Below are 15,951 nucleotides of genomic sequence, written 5' to 3' on the forward strand. Positions count from 1 at the left end.
CTCGGAACGGTTGGTAATGTCGATTGGCCAGTTGTTGGCCTGGTGCATCAAGCTGTTCATGGAGGAATTATGTCGATATTGAATGACGTACTGCTCTGGTCGGAAAAAGACCTATCTCTTTGGCTTCGAGATGCAGCCAGAAGGCTGCTGCTCAATGAGCAATTGGGCCCTCAGGATTTCCGTGATTTTTACGCGCTTCTGAAGCATGAAAACGACATTGAAGTCGTGGAGGGCCTTCAGGCAAACCCGCTCAGTGCCGATCACATACCCGCCGGTGGTGAGGCGGCATTAAGCGTCACGCTCAAGTCGATGAGTGATCTGGAAAACGTCAATAGAATTATGCCAGGCCAAGTCCTTACCTTTGAGGAGAAGGGCGTGACTGTGATTTATGGCGGTAATGGCGCCGGGAAGTCTGGTTATGCGCGAGTATTGAAACATGCCTGCCGTGCTCGAGACAGGGGCGGTGAGATACTCGGTGATGTTACCAAAGCGGCGGTGGGCGCCGGTAAACCTAAGGCGACGTTCACCGCTTCGTTGAACGGGGTAGCTCAGACGTTTCATTGGACAAGTGGGTCGGTGCCCCCTCCACAGCTTTCTTGTGTGAGTGTATTCGATACCTCGTGCGCAAGCGCCTACCTAATAGAGGGCGATGCAGCGTACCTTCCGAGGGGATTAGACGTGGTTGAGGCTCTGGCTAGTAAGGTTGTGCCAGAGGTCTTAGCCTTAATGAATGACGAGCTGAAGGGAATTGACGTCTCGCTCGACATTCTTGCTGGGTTTAATAAAGAAACTGCCGTCGGCAGGTTGCTCGAAAACTTTGGGGAAAAGACAAGTAGGGAGAATATTGTCGGTCTGGGCACGCTTTCGCAGGAAGAGCGAGACAGGCTCAGTAATCTGGAGTTAGCGATAGCAGAGCCCGATCCCATATTGAAATACCAAAGTTTGAAGACTTCTGCCGCTCACATCAAATATCTTGCAGAAACAATTCTGAAGAAAGAGAAGTACACGACGGGGAAGGCCTTAGATAAGCTTAAGCGTTTGGTTAAAGAATCGTGCGATGCTACAGAGGGCGTGGATTCTGCTGCACGAGCGCTTAGAGCCGAAGATGATCTCTTACCAGGCTCTGGTGAAGCCATTTGGAAAGAATTGTTTCTTGCTGCGCAGAAGTACTCTACAAGTGTTGCGTATCCAGATCATGACTTCCCTAATTGTGAGGAAGATGCTGTCTGCGTGCTCTGTCAACAATCAGTAGAACCAGTCGCAGGAAGAATGCGCCGGTTCAATAATTTTATAAAAGAAAATGCAACTAAGCTTGCTTCGGAGAAAAAAACAGCGCTTGATGATGTTCTGGATCAGATAGATCGCTCAAATTTGGATTTCGGCTTTAGCCAAGCCCTGGCAGTAGAGCTAGGTGGAGAGGCAGAAGGGTTGGTCGACCGACTTAAGAACTATCAAAATAAAATTAATGGCTACAAAGCATGGATGTTGAAAGCAGCCCGCTCTGTAAATTTTGACGACGTCCCAGACCTAGATGCTAGTCCTGTTAGCGAACTTCGTAAAGTTGCAGCCATTAAACTTTGTAAAGCCAGATTCTATAAAAGGGCGTCAAATCCCGAAAAACTCAAAAAGCTATCAAATGAGTTAGCCGAGCTGAAGTCTCGTGCAGCTCTTGCTCTGATAGTTGAGGCTGTACTGGCCCTTCATAGTCGCATTGTCTATCGTACCAAGCTTGATGGGTGTAAGGGACAATTGAATTCTAGAGCTATTTCAGCAAAATCTAAAGATATAGCGGGGAAAATAATAACCGACTCCTTGAGAAAAGCTCTCGATGAGGAGTTTATCAAGCTGGGTATCGGCCATATAAAAACCAAACTCAAGGAAAGAGTTGATCGAGGCACCGTAAAATTCACTCTGTTGCTCGATCTGCCTGCTGCAAAAAAAATAGAGCAAGTTCTGAGTGAAGGTGAGCAGCGAGCGGTTTCGCTTGGAGCATTTTTAGCGGAACTTAAACTTTCGGATCACCGAGGTGGGATTATATTTGATGATCCCGTATCGTCTCTTGATCACGTGAGGAGACGTCAAGTTGCTCGAAGATTAGTTGAGGAAGCTGCTTTTAGGCAGGTGATTGTTTTGACGCATGATATATCCTTTCTAGGTGAATTAATCGACTCGTTAGGGGAGGCGAAAGAGATTCCTCACCTTGTTCACCATCTAGAATGGGTGGGAGATGCTGCTGGAGTAGTCAAACAGGGGTTACCGTGGGATAAAACTGGATATAAAGAACGGATTCGCCAGCTTGAAGCTCGAGTAAAAAAAAATGGAGCCATGGCCCGTTTATCCAGGCGAAGAATTAGTGCGAGATGTGCGAATTCTTTATAGCGACATACGTGCGACGGTAGAGAAGGTCGTAGAGGATGTCGTATTAAATGGAGTTATTACTAGGTTTAGTGACATGGTTGGTGTCGGGAATTTGCACAAGATTACCGGGCTTCGAAAGCAAGACGCTGATGATATTGTAATTTTGTGGAAAAAGGGCCATAGGATGACAGAGGCGCATCTTCAGGCCATGAATAAAGACATGCCAGTAGCGGGATTGGAAGAAATCAAGACAGATGTTGCATCTATTCAACTACTAGTAGATAACATCAACAAATATCGTGCTAAACCCGCCGAAGCGTGATTGCTTCATAAGCCCGGCGTAAGCCGGGCATCACCGAAATTCTTTGATTCAGAACCCCGCATCTATGATCAGCTCGGACGGATTGCCCCCCAGTGCTGATGAAACAATCAGGGTGATACTGCTGGTAGACCGCACCCTACAGCTCTTTGCTGGCAAAGCGGGCAGAAGTCGGCCAGAAGCGGCCTATCGTAGTTTTAAAATTGACGAATACTCGGCAGCCTCTCGCACCAAGAACAGGTGACTGAATTTTGGGAGGCCATTGGACAACGATTCTATTGGATAGTAAGCCCCCACGCCTCAACCCACTTTCAAGTTATCTCGATGAATCTCGCGGCACTTATGAACAAACTGCTCCATATGCGAACTGCTTAGAGGCAGGGGGTTTGCATCCCTTCCAAAATGAGGCAACGGTCCCGGAGCTCTCTTATCCAGCAAGGCTTCAAGCTCCAGTAACAGCAGGACCAGCGTTTTGAATGCATTAGAAACTTGATTTATTTCAAAAATTCCTTCGTTTTATCATCGTTTCTCTCATCTCTCCGAATTTGCTGATACGGTCCCACTCTCTGGACTTGTGATGTACCAAGGCATTCCGGGCTTTGACTAAGCACTTAAGGCTGTTCACGGCCGGACTATCTTCTCGAAATGATTGACCACAAACCAGTCGCGGGATGACTATCCATTTACCACCAGATCAAGCTTATCCAGATACCGTCTTGCGAGAGGCTCCCCAAGTTGGATGGTGGCAAATTCAAATGCCGCAGCTTCGAGCGCCATCGCCGAGAAAACTATAGTTTTAATTCCCGCCACACTCTTTCTATTTTCATGTTCATTGTAGACGTCAGCGTCGTGCGCTAGTTTCGGACGAGAAATAGGATTGGCCCTTTCATACAAGAATTGGTCAAAGGCCCCCTCAGCATTTTTTGCGAAGGTACGCACCATCGTGTCTTCGAGAATACAGCCATTGCGCATTTGAAATTTTTCAGTGGTTTACATCGCAGGCCCTTGAATATTGTTGACTGCGTGTTTTATCGCTCATATATGATATCTTAGCCATCGGAAAAATCAATTTTTTGGCCGATTCACGCGTCTAATAAATAGTTTAATCGGCCAAAAGAAGTTGAATTCGCATATGAATTTTGAGCACTTTACATTGTTAGGCATCCATTAACATCTTAAGCCTCGCGCGTATGCTCTCGCATAGCATATAAAACCGCTCCGGCTGCTGTTTGTCATAGAAAAAAATCCCCTTGCTTCGTGTCGATGCCGCTATGGTCGCCACTACTGACGCATCAACTGCACAAACAATAGATTTGCGCTCTATTGAGTAGTGATCTGCATTGAAATGAATAAGATTATTTCTAGAATCATTTAGCCATTTTATCAAGTCCCTGTCTATTCCAGACTCGCCATCAAATAGTCTGTCGAATAGCTCCATAAAGTAATCAAGCTGAGGATCAGGTAAATCTTTATTTTTTTCGTACGCATCTAACCATTTTTTTAGGTGGATTGGCTTCCACGTATCAAAGCCTGCGTTGCCTCGAAGCGCAATGCATATAGAACCCTGAAGGGCAGAATGAGCTGCGATGAGCGCCCACTTCCAAGAGGTTGGCGTCATTTCCTCTCTCTGAATCTGAGCAAGAAGTTGCTCGAGGGATGCTTCCAGGTCAATAAATCGATCGAACTTAACATATCCGTTCACTTCATTTTAATCCTTCCATGATTCGTAACGTTAGATTGAAACTGAATCGCTCCGGGTTTCGTAGACGCTTCCGATCCTCAATAGAGACATAATACGACGCTGTAGACCGGTCCGCTTTTAGCCGGTAGCGGTCCTCCGTGAGCGACAGTTATCGGCCAAAAAAATAACGAGCATCTGTATCTACGAAACTGTGGGCTATTCAACTGAACGTTCCCATCAGCCCGTCAACCCGTCAACCTTTTCTCTATGGTAATTTTGAATCGCTGTGTCCAAGCTTGTAGCATATCGATTAAATTCACTTATAGCGTAAATTAGAAAACTTTCATCCATAACCAGGCCATCGAACTGGTTGATCCGAACTCCCTCTACCCTATCAATAGCTCTCAATAGTCTTTTTTCACTGGGCTTTTTATATTTTCTAGATCGGATTTCATTGTAGTCTTTAGCGGTGCCGTCGCTGTGAGTCATAATATTTCTAACCACTGTTAGGTGATCCACATCAGCTATATCCTTAGCGCCAACCGATTGTTTTAGGATGTAGTGAAATTTCTCTATCGTCCCCTTACTTTTTAGTTCTTCCTCATTTTTAGTCAGGTCGATCATGAATTTTAGGCAGTTACCGATATGATGCTCGAACAAACCAAAGATTGTAAGGTATGCCGAGCGCCGAGTGAGCTGAGTTATTAAAAACTTATGTTCAAATTTTACTTCATCCGCGTCATACCCGAAAGATGATCCGCAGGAATAATATTTATTTGTAAATGGGCGGCTTTCGCCATACTGATCATACCCTTCATCCTCAAACTCCTTCTCCGTTACAGCGCCCGGTTCATCAGCCTCCTTGAGTGCTAATAACACATTTTTCTCCGTCTGTTCGGCAAGCATCTTCATGACTAAAATAGACTGGGCGAGAGTAAAAATATTAAAGCTAAATGCTAAGTTTAAATTGGACAAGTAAGCTCCGCCTTTATTTGACAACCAAAAAGATGCATGCTAACCAAGCCAAAAAAGCGCCCCATAATAAAGCAGCGGCATATTAATACGAGCTCCAATAAATAGCGCCGCTCACCCGTTTTTTTTTGCAATTATCGATAAAAGGATAAGCCTTTGACGTGCGTGATTTACAGTCCTACCATTACTGTTTCGTCTTATGGGAGTGCTGCTCCAAGCAGAGCGGTAGTAACTTTCCTGGCGTTTTCTTGGATGTGCTCCCTGCAACTATTTTAATGCTCATGCACTGGCGCCATCAAAAGGATTTTCCGGGCCAAAGTTGCCTGTTATTTTCCAAACTGTAGATTGATGCTCTTCAAATTTCCCACCCAAATCTAAACCAGTACCTTTTAATGCTGCCTTGAAACCAGCATTCAAGCCGTAATCATCTGAGTACGTTAGTGATAGGTTGAAATTTTTTAATCCGTTATTTACACGAGCAATAGCAACAGCCTGCCAAAGAGACTCATGAGGATACCAAGTCAAATCGCAAGGAACTGAGGGAGCATCATGCCCCGTGAGTTTCGCATCAAAAAGGACCGCACTATTCTCTGCGCAATTTCTTTTAACACCAGCTGACGCAGAGTCTTGACTTAGAGTTGTAATGCCGAGACCTGCTGAAAAATCTTGATCCCAACCACTGACATGTTCGACTTTGATTTCATTTGCGCCAAGGCTTGACAAAAGCGTTATCACCTCTGCAAATTTATGTTCAAAAGCCTGGCGATGAAAGGAGCTAGCGGTGTAATACACAAGAGGATTTGCGGGGTGCTGAGCGTAAACAACATTTTCTCGCGGATGACCCGGCGAGAATATAAGATTAAGTTTTTTGGATTCGGAATAGCTTAGAGTGGTCAGATCAGCTCCATTGTCCAGAGCATCCATTATTGTCTTTATGATTTCTACGGCTTGCTTTCCGAGAGTTATAGCAAAGTGCTCTCCATAAAAAGAAAAAACAGAATTTGCAAGCTTCGTGACGAAACTTTCTTCAGGTAGCTCTTTTGCCATTTGGGCTTCGCGCATTGCTTCAGCGGTTTTATCTGGAACCACTACAATGAATCTATGGCCAATCTCGTAGCTGTCATCCATGAGAAGTTCGATGCTCTAATTAACGGATAGGGGAGTGGTGTCCAAAGCCTACACGGTTCGGAAAGAGACTCCAACTGCTCTAGGTCGTTGACCTATCTGACATACGGGCGGAACGACACGAATCCACTGCCCCCTCGTCTGCCGCCCTAGTAGTTTTAGGCAACAGAGCCCGGGATAGACGTCCGCTATTGGCCGAAAGCAATCACTCGTGTACGGCAACAATCAGCCAAAGCAAACCTAAAACCGCACACCATACCCCCCCAAAAAAAACACCCTAACCGCCCCCAACAGGAACACCATGCCTTTCACCACCACCCTGGCAACCGCCTTCCCACCAAGAAACCCGCTCCCTCCGCTACTACGAAAAACCCTAGAATTTCTAGAGGCCCAAGGCTGCCTCCGTCATTACAGAACCGGGGAGCCTTACATGCCCCTGCACCCCGCCCCCGAATACAACAACAGCGCAATCACCGCGTTCCACGTACCAAACGCCGCCGATACAGCTCAATGGACCGCCAGCGACGACCCTGCGGTAAACGAGCACCTATGCATATTTCTCAGGACGGGTGGCGATGGGTCGTGGGCGGGTTTGTGGCTGGATGACCAGGGTCAGCAGCGAATCGTCCATCTAGGCTCGGGTTCTGGATCGACCATGCTCTGCGTCTTGACCCAGAGTGTGGAAGACCTGATTCGCTTGCTGGCCATAGGTTACAACGAACACTGCTGGCCAGAGGAGTTTACGCAGACGCCGTCGCATCTGCGGGACCAGCAATACGCAGACAATGACTACCCCGCACCGCCCAAAGCCTTGCGGGATTTCGTGGAGCGAACGCTTGGCCTCGGCATCCCGGCCCGCGCATCGGAGCTCGTCCCCAGCACTACCAGCATGGACGCCAATGAATCCAGTGACCCTTTCTGGAATTGGCTCAAACGGATCAGAAACGATTGAGTGTGGGGCCTTTACGGCTTCAAATCCCCCAACGGATCATAAGGCCGCTGTTTCTCCACCGGCGCTTTCTCCTTGTCCAGCGGCGCAATCGCCGGGCCTATGGGGTCGACTTGCGGGTCTTGCACATCCGGGGAGTCCGGGTCGAAGCCCAGTTCATCTTCGCCGCTGCGGTGTTCGTCCGAACGGGGGCCTTTCGGGGGATGGCTCATGGTGGTCTCCTGGTTTACAGCGGGCGGGCCTTGTCGTGGAGGTTTTCCAGGTCTTCTTCAACCTGTTCCACGTCGTTGTCCTGACGCTCCGCCGGGTCGTTGGGGCGCAACGCATCGTTGTCGCGCTCTTCTTCGCCGGGGGTGCGGTCGGGGTTGGGGGTGCCGGGCGGTGGCTGTGTGTAGTCGGGCATGGTGTTCACCTCGCGGGGTCTATAGGGTTTTAGAGAAACCGCGACGAGCCATCGTTCAACTTGTTTGCCCAGGCATGCGAAGATGCCTCCCCTGCCCCCTTCTGGAGACCTGCCCCGGATGTTCGAACTCAAGCCCTGCGACCCCGTCACCTACCGCCAGCAAACCCGACGCAGCACGCTGATCATTGCGGTGTTGTTCCTGGCGTTGGCGATGCTGCTGTCGACCCTTGCGGTGCAGCTGTTCGGCGAGACGGGCGGGGATAATTTTCGCTTCAATGTCGGTGGGGTGTTCGCGGCGGTGTTGATCACCCTGGCCTTGCTGCGCGGGCCGTTCTGGACCCAGCCGTGGATGGCGGCGGCGGTGTATGGCTGGCAGCTCAAACGCAGCCTGATGAGCGTGACCAACGTGATGCACAAGGTGACCGAGCGGGTGCAGGCCAATGACCCGCAGGCGATCAAGGTGCTGCGCTTCTACCATTTGGGGCTGACGCAGATGCATGCGCTGGACGCCAACTCCAGCGCCCAGGCGCAACTGATCGGCGAGATCCAGGCGCACCAGGAAAAAATGCAGGCCCTGGGGATCGATACCGACCAGCCGCGCCTCGATCCCGCGTGGCTGGAGGGTCTTAAAGGCGCTTAAGCCAGCACGCCGATACGCGACTCGTCCGGCCAGAACAACGCGGCCTGGCCGCAGGCTTGGCCGGCGTCGTCGAGCAGGGTCCACACCTCACCGGCGTAGATCATGAACGGCTGGTTGTGGGCGTCCACCCGCCAACCGCTGTAGCCGGCGGCGATGCCCTTGGCGGTGACCTGTTCCAGCAGCACCTGGCGCGCGGCGCGGTCGAGTTCCGAGGCGCTGAAGCGCGACGGCATGCCGATAAAGGTTTCGCGCGGGTACTTGAAGCAGTTCAGCGCGCATTCATTGACGTAGGTAAAACGCGGGTCCGCCGCGCCATCGTGGGACAGCAGGCTGTAGGGCGCCTCGGCGTGCAGCCAGGCCAGGCGTTGCTGCGGGTCCAGGTGCGCGGGGGCCGGCAGTCCCTGGCCGGTCCAGTGTCGGTACGCCTTGTCCAGCTGTTGTACGAAATCTTGTTGAAGGGACACACACAACCTCACATCGTCAGTTGGAAATCTTTGCTCGCCAGCAGAACACCGCGCTCAAGGCGATGGCCGCGCCTGCCAGGCCAAACACCCAGGGCGCCGACGCCACCGGCAGCAGCAGGCCCGCCAGCAGCGGACCCAGGCCGGCGCCCACGTCGCGCCACACCGCGTTGGAAGCCAGTGCCGACACACGCATCGAGCCCGGGTTGCGCTCGGCCACCAGGGTGGTCACCAGCGGCAGTTGCAAGGCGCGCAGCACCAGCACCGCCGCCGCGCCGACAATCACCCAATAGCTGCCGAACGCGGTCAGGGCCAGGGCACTCAAAAACGAAAACAACAGCAGCATCGAGGTGGCGCCGAAGCGTTGCGCGGCACGGCCACCCAAGGGGCTCAAGAGCATTTCCGAGGCGTAACGCAGGGCCATCAGGCCACCGGCGATCAACACCGCGTCGCCGCCGAGAATTTTCTGGGCCTGGATCGACAGGCCGAAGATAAACAGCCCGTCCAGCGCCACGCCTTCGATAAACGACCAGGTCGCCACGCTGTCGGGCCACTTGAAACGCCGCCCCGGCGTGCCCTGCAAGTCATGCCCGGCGGTGGGCAACCCGCGCGCCATCCACAGGCCCACCAGGCATAAACCGGAGAGGATCAGAAAAATCGGTCGCGGCCCCGCCCACAATGTCAGCCAACCGCCCAGCGGCAGCGCCAGCATCGGCCCCAGGGCGATCAACGCCCGGGAGCGCCCTGCCCGCCGCGCCGCGCCGACGGGCTCGGAGGTGGCCAACACTTGGGTCGACAGGTTCAACGCGGCAAAACACAGGCCCCAGACCAGTCGCAATCCGAGCAGCGCGGCAAACCCGGAGAGCATCGAGTTGCCCAGCGCACACAGGGCAGCGGCGCCGGCGGCGAGCGAGCAAGTCAGGCGATCGCCATGGCGTGCGTAGAAATTCAAGACATGGCGGTAGCCGAAAATCCTTACCAGGCGGTTGGCCGCCAGCAACACCCCAGCCTGGGCCAGGGTAATGCCGAAGGCCTGGGATTCCATGGGCAGCAGCAGGTAGAGCAACACGTCACTGGGCAGGCATAAACCGAGGGTCAGCGCGGCGCGGCGGGAGGTGATATCAGCGGTGCGTAGGGCCTGGCTCGACATAAAATCTGAAACATCCCGAAATACTCAGGCTGCCACGGTAGCCGTCTATCGCCGTGTTTTACAACGCCAATTACGCTTTTTTACCGTAGGGCAACAACCGCAGGCCGCTCGCCAGCGCACCGGCCAGGGCAAACGCACAGCCCAACCACAAGGCCGATTGCGGGCCGCTGTCCAACGCCAGGTGAAAACACAAGGCCACCAGGGAGGCGCCGAGGGTCTGGCCCAGCAACCGCGAAATCGCCACGATGCCGCTGGCGCCGCCACTGCGGGCCAGGGGTGCGCTGGTCATGATGGCCTTGAGGTTGGGCGATTGGAAAAACCCGAAGCCGGCACCGCACAAGGCCATGCGCCAGCCGATGTCGAAGGCCGACGCGCCGCTGGCCAGGGTCGCCAGGGCGGCCATGCCTGCGCTGAGCATCAACAGGCCGATGCCGCACAGCACCGCCAGCGACAACCGGTCCGCCAGGCGCCCGGCCACCAAGGCCATCACCGCCACCACGGCGGGCCAGGGCGTCATCAGAAAACCGGTTTCCACCTGGCTGTGGCCGAGCACCGCTTGCAGCAAAAACGGCAGCGACACAAACGCCAGGCCCTGGGCGCTGAAGGCGCAGATGGCGGTCAGGGAGGACAAGGCAAACACCGGGCGCTTGAACAGGTCCAGCGCCAGCATCGGCGCCGGGTGCCCGGCCTCGCGGCGCAGCAGCAACGCCCCGCACACCAGCGCCACGGCGACCAGGCCCAGGGTCAGCACACCCTGGGCGCCGTGCACGGCAGTGCCCAGCCCCAACACCAGCAAGGCGAACAGCCCGGCACACAGCAGCGCCGCCAGGCGGTCGAAAGCGTGCCCGCTCATGGGCAGGCTCGGCAGGGAGCGCAGCCCCAGTGCCAGGGCCAGCAAGCCCAGCGGTACGTTGATCAAGTAGAGCCAGTGCCAAGTGGCCACGGAGAGAATCGCCGATGCCGCCGTCGGCCCGAGGGTAAACGCCAACCCCACCACCAACGAGTTGTAGCCCAGGCCACGGCCCAGCATTTTCGAGGGGTAGATATGCCGCAACAAGGCGGTGTTCACGCTCATCACCGCCGCCGCGCCCAGCCCTTGCGCCACTCGCGCGGCGGTCAGGGTCACCAGCGAGCCGGCCAGCCCGCACAGCAGCGACGAGACGATAAACAGCAGCAAACCGCCGAGGTACACGCGGCGATGGCCCCACACGTCGCTCAACGACGCAAAGGGCAACACCGTGGCGATGATCGCCAACTGGTAGGCGTTGACCACCCAGATCACCGAGGCGGAGTCGGTGCCGATGCCTTCGGCCAGCGTCGGCAACGCGGTGTTGACGATGGCGGTGTCCAGGGTCGCCATGCCGATGCCCAGGGACAGGGCGATCACGGCAGGCAGGCGTTTATTGAAGGGCAACCCATCGGCAACAGAAGACATGAACGATCCGCACAGGTGACAAAGGCCTCTAGATTACGAGCAGCGCGGATTTTTTTCAGTGGCCGATTGCCTGGCTGTCGAAATTTTCATGTTCGCCAGTGGCCGGTCTTCGCCATTACCGCCACCGCATCGGCGAACCCGGCCTGGGGTTTGGTGTTCAGGGTGACCACCCCCACGCAACGACTCGGCTTGAGCACCGCCGTCCGCGCCGCCACCCGCGCGCCCTGCTCCACCCCGGCCAGCACGGCCTCGGGGATATGCAGTTCGTTCATCAAGTCCAGCACATCCTGACCCTGCACGGTGTCGTCCTGCTCACGCAGGTACGGCAGGATCACCCGGTAGCCCTGGGCCGCCAGCGCAGCTGTCACTTCGGCAAATACCGCGACATCGCCCGCCAGCAGAATGATCGCGCGACCATCCTCCGGCCCGACCTGCTCATAGCGCAGGTCCGCCTCATCGGTACTCACCTGCTGCACGGCAAACGCGGGCGCGGCCATCACCACACCGGCCAACAGCAAAAAACGTCGACGATCAAACATGAGTCACTCCTACAATCAATTCACTGCCCAGCCAGGTGGCCAGGTACTCACCCGCCTGGGTCACGCCCGCCTCTTCCCCCAAACGCGCCACCAGAAACTCGCACAACCCGGCGAAACTGCCGTCGGCCTGCAAGTGCAACAGGGCCTGCAATTCCAGGGCGTCCACCGGGCGCAGCCGCGAGGTGAACTGGCGACGCCACACCAGCATGCCGCCGGGCTCGGCCAGCATTTCGGCCTCGGGCAGCGGTGCCTCTTGCCACAGCGCCGACCAGATCGCCTCGGCATTGGTGGTGATGGCCCGGCAGCGCAACGACGGCGCCAGCTGCAACACCGCCGCATCCCAGTCCACCTCGGCCAGCGCGTCCAGGGCCAGGGCCGGCGCATCGGCGGCGACGAAGGCTTCATTCAAGGCCCATTCGATCCAGCCCAGTTCGTGCACGTCCGGGTTGTGCGGGAAGTGCGCCTTCAAGGTGCGATAGAACGCCTCGGGGTACACATCCAGCGTCCAGGCATGGGGCGGGAACGCGTCGATATGGCGAATGCTCGCCGTCAGAAACGCGTCTTCGCCGACCCAGCGCCGCAGGTTGGGAAACGCCTGTTCCAGGCACCCCACCAATTGCGCGCGGTAGTTGTTCTGGTAAACCGCCAGGCCCGCGCGGTGGTTGCCCAGCAAACGGGCGGATTCGTCCGACGCGTCCACCAGCCACTGGCGAAAGGTCTGCTGCAATTCGGCCAGGTTCATCGCGACGCTCCCAGGGCACGGGCCATGGCCAGCTCGTCGAGCAGTTCGCCCAACGGCGGGATCTCGTCGTCGCGCTCGATCATGGTCGCCACCGGCCCCAGCCGTTTGATGGCTTCGGCATACAACGCCCAGACGCCGGCGCACACCGGGCTGTCATGGCTGTCGACGAGCAATTCGCGACCCTGGCTATGGCCGGCCAAATGCACCTGGCGCACCCGCTCGGCGGGAATGCCGTCGAGGAAAGCCAAGGCATCGAAGCCGTGGTTGCTCGCGCTGACATAAATGTTATTGACGTCCAGCAGCAGCTCGCACCCGGTGCGGCGGGCCATGGCAGCGATAAATTCCCACTCGCTCATGGACGCACCGTCAAAGGCCAGGTAGCTGGACGGGTTTTCGAACAGCATCGTGCGGCCCAGCGCGTCCTGGGCCTGGTGAATATTGGCGCAGACCCGGTCCAGCGCCTCGTCGGTGTAAGGCACGGGCAGCAAATCATGGGAATTGAAACCGCCGCTGCGCGACCAGCTCAGGTGATCGGAGACGAACAGCGGGTCGATCTCGTCCACCAGTGACTTGAGACGGCGCAGGTAGTCCGGGTCCAGGCCTTCGGCGGTGCCGATCGACATCGACACGCCATGCAGGGCCACCGGGTGCCGCTCGCGGACCTGGCGCAGAATATGCCGGGGCTGACCGCCCGCGACCATGAAATTTTCGGAGATCACTTCGACGAAATCCACCGGCACCGAAGTCTCCAGGAAGTCGCCGTAATGCTCCTTGCGCAACCCCAGGCCGTAGCCTGAAAAATGGGGATTGGATGTGGGCATGAATGATTCTCCGCGAAAAACATGTGGGAGCGGGCCAGCCCGCTCCCACAGGGGGGGCGTGTTACTTCGGCTCGGTCAAGGTGCCGCCGGCCTTCAGGCATTCGGACGGCGTCTTGACGATCACGCCTTCAGCCTTGCAGCTATTGAGACCCTTGCAGTCGTTCTTGGCGGTGGCGCACAGGCTGGTGCCTTTGCAGGTGTTGACGCCGTAGCAGCGGCCAGGTTTTTCCGGCTGGTCGGCGGCGCTGGCGGCCTGGGTGAACGATGCGGAGGCGAGCGCCACCAGTGCAGCAGCGGCGGCCAGGCTCAAGCGGGATTTGAATGCAGTGTTCATGGGTATTTCTCCAGGGGTTGGGGTGAATTACTTGATAACGGATGCCGCGTCTTCGATGACCTTCGCCACAGCCTCAGGCTGGGAGATGTACACCGAGTGGCTGGCCTTGATTTCGGTGACCTTGGAACCGGCGCGCTTGTACATCCAGCGCTGCAGGTCGGGGCTCAGGGCGCGGTCTTCGGTGGACACCACGGCGTAGGTCGGTTTTTTGTGCCAGGCCGCGGCCCACACGGTGCCGCCGAACAGCGCGGCAGTGGCCGGCACTTGGGAGGCGGCCATGAAGTCGGTGCGGTTGGTGGTCAGGTCGGCGGCAAAGTCCGCATTGAACTTGGCGCGGTCGAAGAACAGGTGGCCGTCGCGGGTTGCCTGCACGTCATCGCTGGGTGCCGGCATCGAGCCGAGCAACTGGCCCATGGTCTCGCCGACTTCCGGCTGCAAGGCCGACACATAGACCAGCGACTTGACCTTGTCGCGCTCGCCGGCAATCGAAATCACACCACCGGCGGAGCTGTGACCCACCAGCACCACGGGGCCGACCTGCTGCTCAAGAACCTCGCGGGCCTCGGCCACGTCGGCGGCCAGGCTTTCGTGGCCCTGGTGCACGACAGTGACCTTGTAGCCCTTGTGAATCAGGATGTCGTGCACCACTCGCCAGCCGGAACCGTCGACAAACGAACCGGGCACGATCACCACGTTTTTACCGGCACCGGGCTGCGGTGCATCGGCAGCCTGGGCCAGCAGCGGAACGGTCATGGCCATGGCAAGGGCCAGGGAAGAAAGCATGCGCATAAGAAAACTCCATCAAAGTCGTATAAAGGTCAGCCACGTTTGGCGAACAACAGACGATCCAGCGACCAGGCACCGCCGCCCTGCGCCAGCAGTGGCAGCAACAGCCCCGCCCACGTCAGGTGCACCGGCCAGGCATCGGGGTACACGAACACCTGAATCACCAGGGTCATGCCCAACAGCGCGGCGGCGGCCGGGCGGGTCAGCAGGCCCAGCACCAGCAGCAGCGGGAACAGGTGCTCGGCGTAGGTCGCCAGGTGCGCGGCCCAGTCCGGCGGGATCAGCGGCAAGGCGTACTCGGAGCGGAACAGCGTGTAAGTCGACGGCTTGAGTTCAAGAAAGCCGGTGACCTTGGTGCGTCCCGAGAGAAAGAACACCGCCGCGATCCCTACCCGCGCCACCAGCAACAGCAGCGCCTGGGGCAAGACACGCTGGATCACGGCTGCTCCGTCAGGCTGCCGTAGCCTTTGGGGGTCTTGATCTGGGTGCAGGTGCCTTTGTCGACCAGCACCCAGGCGTTGCCTTGATAGTCAGTGGTGGACGTGGCCGCGCACGAGGTGCCTTTGCCCGCCGCGCAGTCGTTGGCGCCGGCCAGGGCCACGCCGAAGCATTTTTCCTGGGGCTTGGGCTCATCGGCGTGGGCCACGGCCGAGAAGGCGCTGATGGACAGGGCGAGGGTTGCCGCGAGGGCTGCGTAAGGACGCTTCATGGGATGGATCTCCTGGCTTGACTGAATGTGGCCAGGGCGTCTCGACGGTCGGTGACCGTCTGCGCCAGCTGGTGGACATAGTTAAAGCCAGGCGTGTATCCGGTCTGTGTCGCCAACGCGACAGAACGTCATGCGGGTGTATCAGGATGGTGCGAAGACACACTGTGATACACAGCCAGAAAAACCACGCCAAACCACCGCCGGTTTATTCGGCATCCCGAACGACACAATTGGAAATATTCGCCTTTCCGAACGAAGCGTGATCCAGAGATCCGACGACCGCAAAAATCACCATAAATTTCATGAGGTTGTTGTCATCTTTGCGACATGCCAACTGGCATACATTCTGCTACATCCAGGCATCTGGTAATAAAATGTTTCAGTGTTGAGACAGTCTCACTCACTGGATCCAGAGCCGTGACACCCGATAAAAATGATCGTGCCCCAAAGGAGGGCAACCTTCTCGACCTTCTGATCGACATCAACTTTCCAAGACTGCTGCTGCACATCTGCACCCAAAAGGGCGA

The 15,951-nt window shown here is 56.3% G+C and carries 20 protein-coding genes; 4 read left to right on the forward strand and 16 right to left on the reverse strand.

The annotated features are described in order from the left end of the window. Nucleotides 1-69: 69 nt before the first annotated feature. Complete coding sequence (locus tag ACW9IN_RS01375; protein ID WP_457364182.1) at nt 70-2,379, forward strand: AAA family ATPase; 2,310 nt, start codon at nt 70-72, stop codon at nt 2,377-2,379. A 91-nt stretch (nt 2,380-2,470) separates the two neighbouring features. Continuing rightward, on the forward strand, nt 2,471-2,680 hold the full coding sequence (locus tag ACW9IN_RS01380; RefSeq protein WP_457364183.1) for a hypothetical protein: 210 nt from the start codon (nt 2,471-2,473) through the stop codon (nt 2,678-2,680). A 672-nt stretch (nt 2,681-3,352) separates the two neighbouring features. On the opposite strand, the gene ACW9IN_RS01385 is transcribed toward ACW9IN_RS01380, so the two are convergent. From ACW9IN_RS01385 to ACW9IN_RS01400, 4 genes are all read right to left on the reverse strand, one after another. Then, nucleotides 3,353-3,649: a hypothetical protein gene (locus tag ACW9IN_RS01385; RefSeq protein ID WP_457364184.1), complete on the reverse strand. Its 297-nt coding sequence runs from the start codon at nt 3,647-3,649 to the stop codon at nt 3,353-3,355. A 184-nt stretch (nt 3,650-3,833) separates the two neighbouring features. Continuing rightward, nucleotides 3,834-4,379 (reverse strand): hypothetical protein, encoded by a 546-nt coding sequence (locus tag ACW9IN_RS01390; protein ID WP_457364185.1) that lies wholly within the window; start codon nt 4,377-4,379, stop codon nt 3,834-3,836. Between the two features lie 216 nt (nt 4,380-4,595). Continuing rightward, nucleotides 4,596-5,333 (reverse strand): hypothetical protein, encoded by a 738-nt coding sequence (locus ACW9IN_RS01395; protein WP_457364186.1) that lies wholly within the window; start codon nt 5,331-5,333, stop codon nt 4,596-4,598. A 276-nt stretch (nt 5,334-5,609) separates the two neighbouring features. Continuing rightward, the gene (locus tag ACW9IN_RS01400; RefSeq protein ID WP_457364187.1) at nt 5,610-6,458 is read right to left on the reverse strand and encodes a hypothetical protein; all 849 of its coding nucleotides are present in this window, start codon (nt 6,456-6,458) and stop codon (nt 5,610-5,612) included. 427 nt (nt 6,459-6,885) lie between these two features. On the opposite strand from ACW9IN_RS01400, the gene ACW9IN_RS01405 reads away from it, so the two are divergent. Further along, a complete protein-coding gene (locus ACW9IN_RS01405) occupies nt 6,886-7,407 on the forward strand; it encodes a hypothetical protein (RefSeq protein WP_457364188.1) in 522 nt (173 codons plus the stop codon). An 11-nt stretch (nt 7,408-7,418) separates the two neighbouring features. Here the strand turns inward: ACW9IN_RS01405 and ACW9IN_RS01410 are convergent, their stop codons facing one another. Next, nucleotides 7,419-7,616, reverse strand: coding sequence for a DUF6021 family protein (locus ACW9IN_RS01410; protein ID WP_457364189.1), 198 nt, complete (start codon nt 7,614-7,616; stop codon nt 7,419-7,421). A 14-nt stretch (nt 7,617-7,630) separates the two neighbouring features. Then, a complete protein-coding gene (locus ACW9IN_RS01415; protein WP_457364190.1) occupies nt 7,631-7,807 on the reverse strand; it encodes a hypothetical protein in 177 nt (58 codons plus the stop codon). A gap of 118 nt (nt 7,808-7,925) precedes the next feature. Between ACW9IN_RS01415 and ACW9IN_RS01420 the strand changes: the two genes are divergently transcribed. Continuing rightward, the gene (locus ACW9IN_RS01420; protein WP_457364191.1) at nt 7,926-8,447 is read left to right on the forward strand and encodes a DUF3087 domain-containing protein; all 522 of its coding nucleotides are present in this window, start codon (nt 7,926-7,928) and stop codon (nt 8,445-8,447) included. Here the strand turns inward: ACW9IN_RS01420 and ACW9IN_RS01425 are convergent. The 10 genes from ACW9IN_RS01425 to ACW9IN_RS01470 form a co-directional block, all read right to left on the reverse strand. Beyond that, entirely contained in the window at nt 8,444-8,917 is a 474-nt protein-coding gene (locus ACW9IN_RS01425; protein ID WP_457364192.1) for an MEKHLA domain-containing protein, read from the reverse strand. The two genes, ACW9IN_RS01420 and ACW9IN_RS01425, sit on opposite strands and share 4 nt — an antisense overlap. 10 nt (nt 8,918-8,927) lie before the next feature. After that, nucleotides 8,928-10,058: an MFS transporter gene (locus ACW9IN_RS01430; RefSeq protein ID WP_457364193.1), complete on the reverse strand. Its 1,131-nt coding sequence runs from the start codon at nt 10,056-10,058 to the stop codon at nt 8,928-8,930. A 70-nt stretch (nt 10,059-10,128) separates the two neighbouring features. Next, the gene (locus ACW9IN_RS01435; protein ID WP_457364194.1) at nt 10,129-11,493 is read right to left on the reverse strand and encodes an MFS transporter; all 1,365 of its coding nucleotides are present in this window, start codon (nt 11,491-11,493) and stop codon (nt 10,129-10,131) included. A gap of 86 nt (nt 11,494-11,579) precedes the next feature. Continuing rightward, complete coding sequence (locus tag ACW9IN_RS01440) at nt 11,580-12,032, reverse strand: alpha/beta fold hydrolase (protein ID WP_457364195.1); 453 nt, start codon at nt 12,030-12,032, stop codon at nt 11,580-11,582. Next, a complete protein-coding gene (locus ACW9IN_RS01445; RefSeq protein WP_457364196.1) occupies nt 12,025-12,774 on the reverse strand; it encodes an HvfC/BufC family peptide modification chaperone in 750 nt (249 codons plus the stop codon). Before ACW9IN_RS01445 ends, ACW9IN_RS01440 begins: the two co-directional genes overlap by 8 nt. Further along, on the reverse strand, nt 12,771-13,595 hold the full coding sequence (gene bufB, locus ACW9IN_RS01450; protein ID WP_457364197.1) for an MNIO family bufferin maturase: 825 nt from the start codon (nt 13,593-13,595) through the stop codon (nt 12,771-12,773). Before bufB ends, ACW9IN_RS01445 begins: the two co-directional genes overlap by 4 nt. 61 nt (nt 13,596-13,656) lie before the next feature. Continuing rightward, nucleotides 13,657-13,929 carry a BufA2 family periplasmic bufferin-type metallophore gene (gene bufA2 / locus ACW9IN_RS01455; protein WP_457364198.1) on the reverse strand — a complete coding sequence of 91 codons (273 nt, stop codon included), beginning with the start codon at nt 13,927-13,929 and terminating at the stop codon, nt 13,657-13,659. Nucleotides 13,930-13,956: 27 nt separating this feature from the next. Next, nucleotides 13,957-14,718 carry an alpha/beta fold hydrolase gene (locus tag ACW9IN_RS01460; protein WP_457364199.1) on the reverse strand — a complete coding sequence of 254 codons (762 nt, stop codon included), beginning with the start codon at nt 14,716-14,718 and terminating at the stop codon, nt 13,957-13,959. A 29-nt stretch (nt 14,719-14,747) separates the two neighbouring features. Then, nucleotides 14,748-15,155, reverse strand: a complete 408-nt coding sequence (locus tag ACW9IN_RS01465) for a DoxX family protein (RefSeq protein WP_457364200.1) — start codon at nt 15,153-15,155, stop codon at nt 14,748-14,750. Further along, on the reverse strand, nt 15,152-15,424 hold the full coding sequence (locus ACW9IN_RS01470) for a BufA1 family periplasmic bufferin-type metallophore (RefSeq protein ID WP_457364201.1): 273 nt from the start codon (nt 15,422-15,424) through the stop codon (nt 15,152-15,154). Before ACW9IN_RS01470 ends, ACW9IN_RS01465 begins: the two co-directional genes overlap by 4 nt. Nucleotides 15,425-15,951 lie beyond the last annotated feature (527 nt).

The organism is Pseudomonas sp. SDO5271_S396 (assembly GCF_054071795.1).

Bases quoted from the DNA above. Each gene is read 5' to 3' on its own strand.
- ACW9IN_RS01400 (WP_457364187.1), bottom strand. From the start codon at position 6,458: ATGGATGACAGCTACGAGATTGGCCATAGATTCATTGTAGTGGTTCCA.
- ACW9IN_RS01415 (WP_457364190.1), bottom strand. From the start codon at position 7,807: ATGCCCGACTACACACAGCCACCGCCCGGCACCCCCAACCCCGACCGC.
- ACW9IN_RS01435 (WP_457364194.1), bottom strand. From the start codon at position 11,493: ATGTCTTCTGTTGCCGATGGGTTGCCCTTCAATAAACGCCTGCCTGCC.
- ACW9IN_RS01410 (WP_457364189.1), bottom strand. From the start codon at position 7,616: ATGAGCCATCCCCCGAAAGGCCCCCGTTCGGACGAACACCGCAGCGGC.
- ACW9IN_RS01385 (WP_457364184.1), bottom strand. From the start codon at position 3,649: ATGCGCAATGGCTGTATTCTCGAAGACACGATGGTGCGTACCTTCGCA.
- ACW9IN_RS01470 (WP_457364201.1), bottom strand. From the start codon at position 15,424: ATGAAGCGTCCTTACGCAGCCCTCGCGGCAACCCTCGCCCTGTCCATC.
- ACW9IN_RS01460 (WP_457364199.1), bottom strand. From the start codon at position 14,718: ATGCGCATGCTTTCTTCCCTGGCCCTTGCCATGGCCATGACCGTTCCG.
- ACW9IN_RS01440 (WP_457364195.1), bottom strand. From the start codon at position 12,032: ATGTTTGATCGTCGACGTTTTTTGCTGTTGGCCGGTGTGGTGATGGCC.
- ACW9IN_RS01430 (WP_457364193.1), bottom strand. From the start codon at position 10,058: ATGTCGAGCCAGGCCCTACGCACCGCTGATATCACCTCCCGCCGCGCC.
- ACW9IN_RS01375 (WP_457364182.1), top strand. From the start codon at position 70: ATGTCGATATTGAATGACGTACTGCTCTGGTCGGAAAAAGACCTATCT.
- bufA2 (WP_457364198.1), bottom strand. From the start codon at position 13,929: ATGAACACTGCATTCAAATCCCGCTTGAGCCTGGCCGCCGCTGCTGCA.
- ACW9IN_RS01420 (WP_457364191.1), top strand. From the start codon at position 7,926: ATGTTCGAACTCAAGCCCTGCGACCCCGTCACCTACCGCCAGCAAACC.
- ACW9IN_RS01445 (WP_457364196.1), bottom strand. From the start codon at position 12,774: ATGAACCTGGCCGAATTGCAGCAGACCTTTCGCCAGTGGCTGGTGGAC.
- ACW9IN_RS01405 (WP_457364188.1), top strand. From the start codon at position 6,886: ATGCCCCTGCACCCCGCCCCCGAATACAACAACAGCGCAATCACCGCG.
- bufB (WP_457364197.1), bottom strand. From the start codon at position 13,595: ATGCCCACATCCAATCCCCATTTTTCAGGCTACGGCCTGGGGTTGCGC.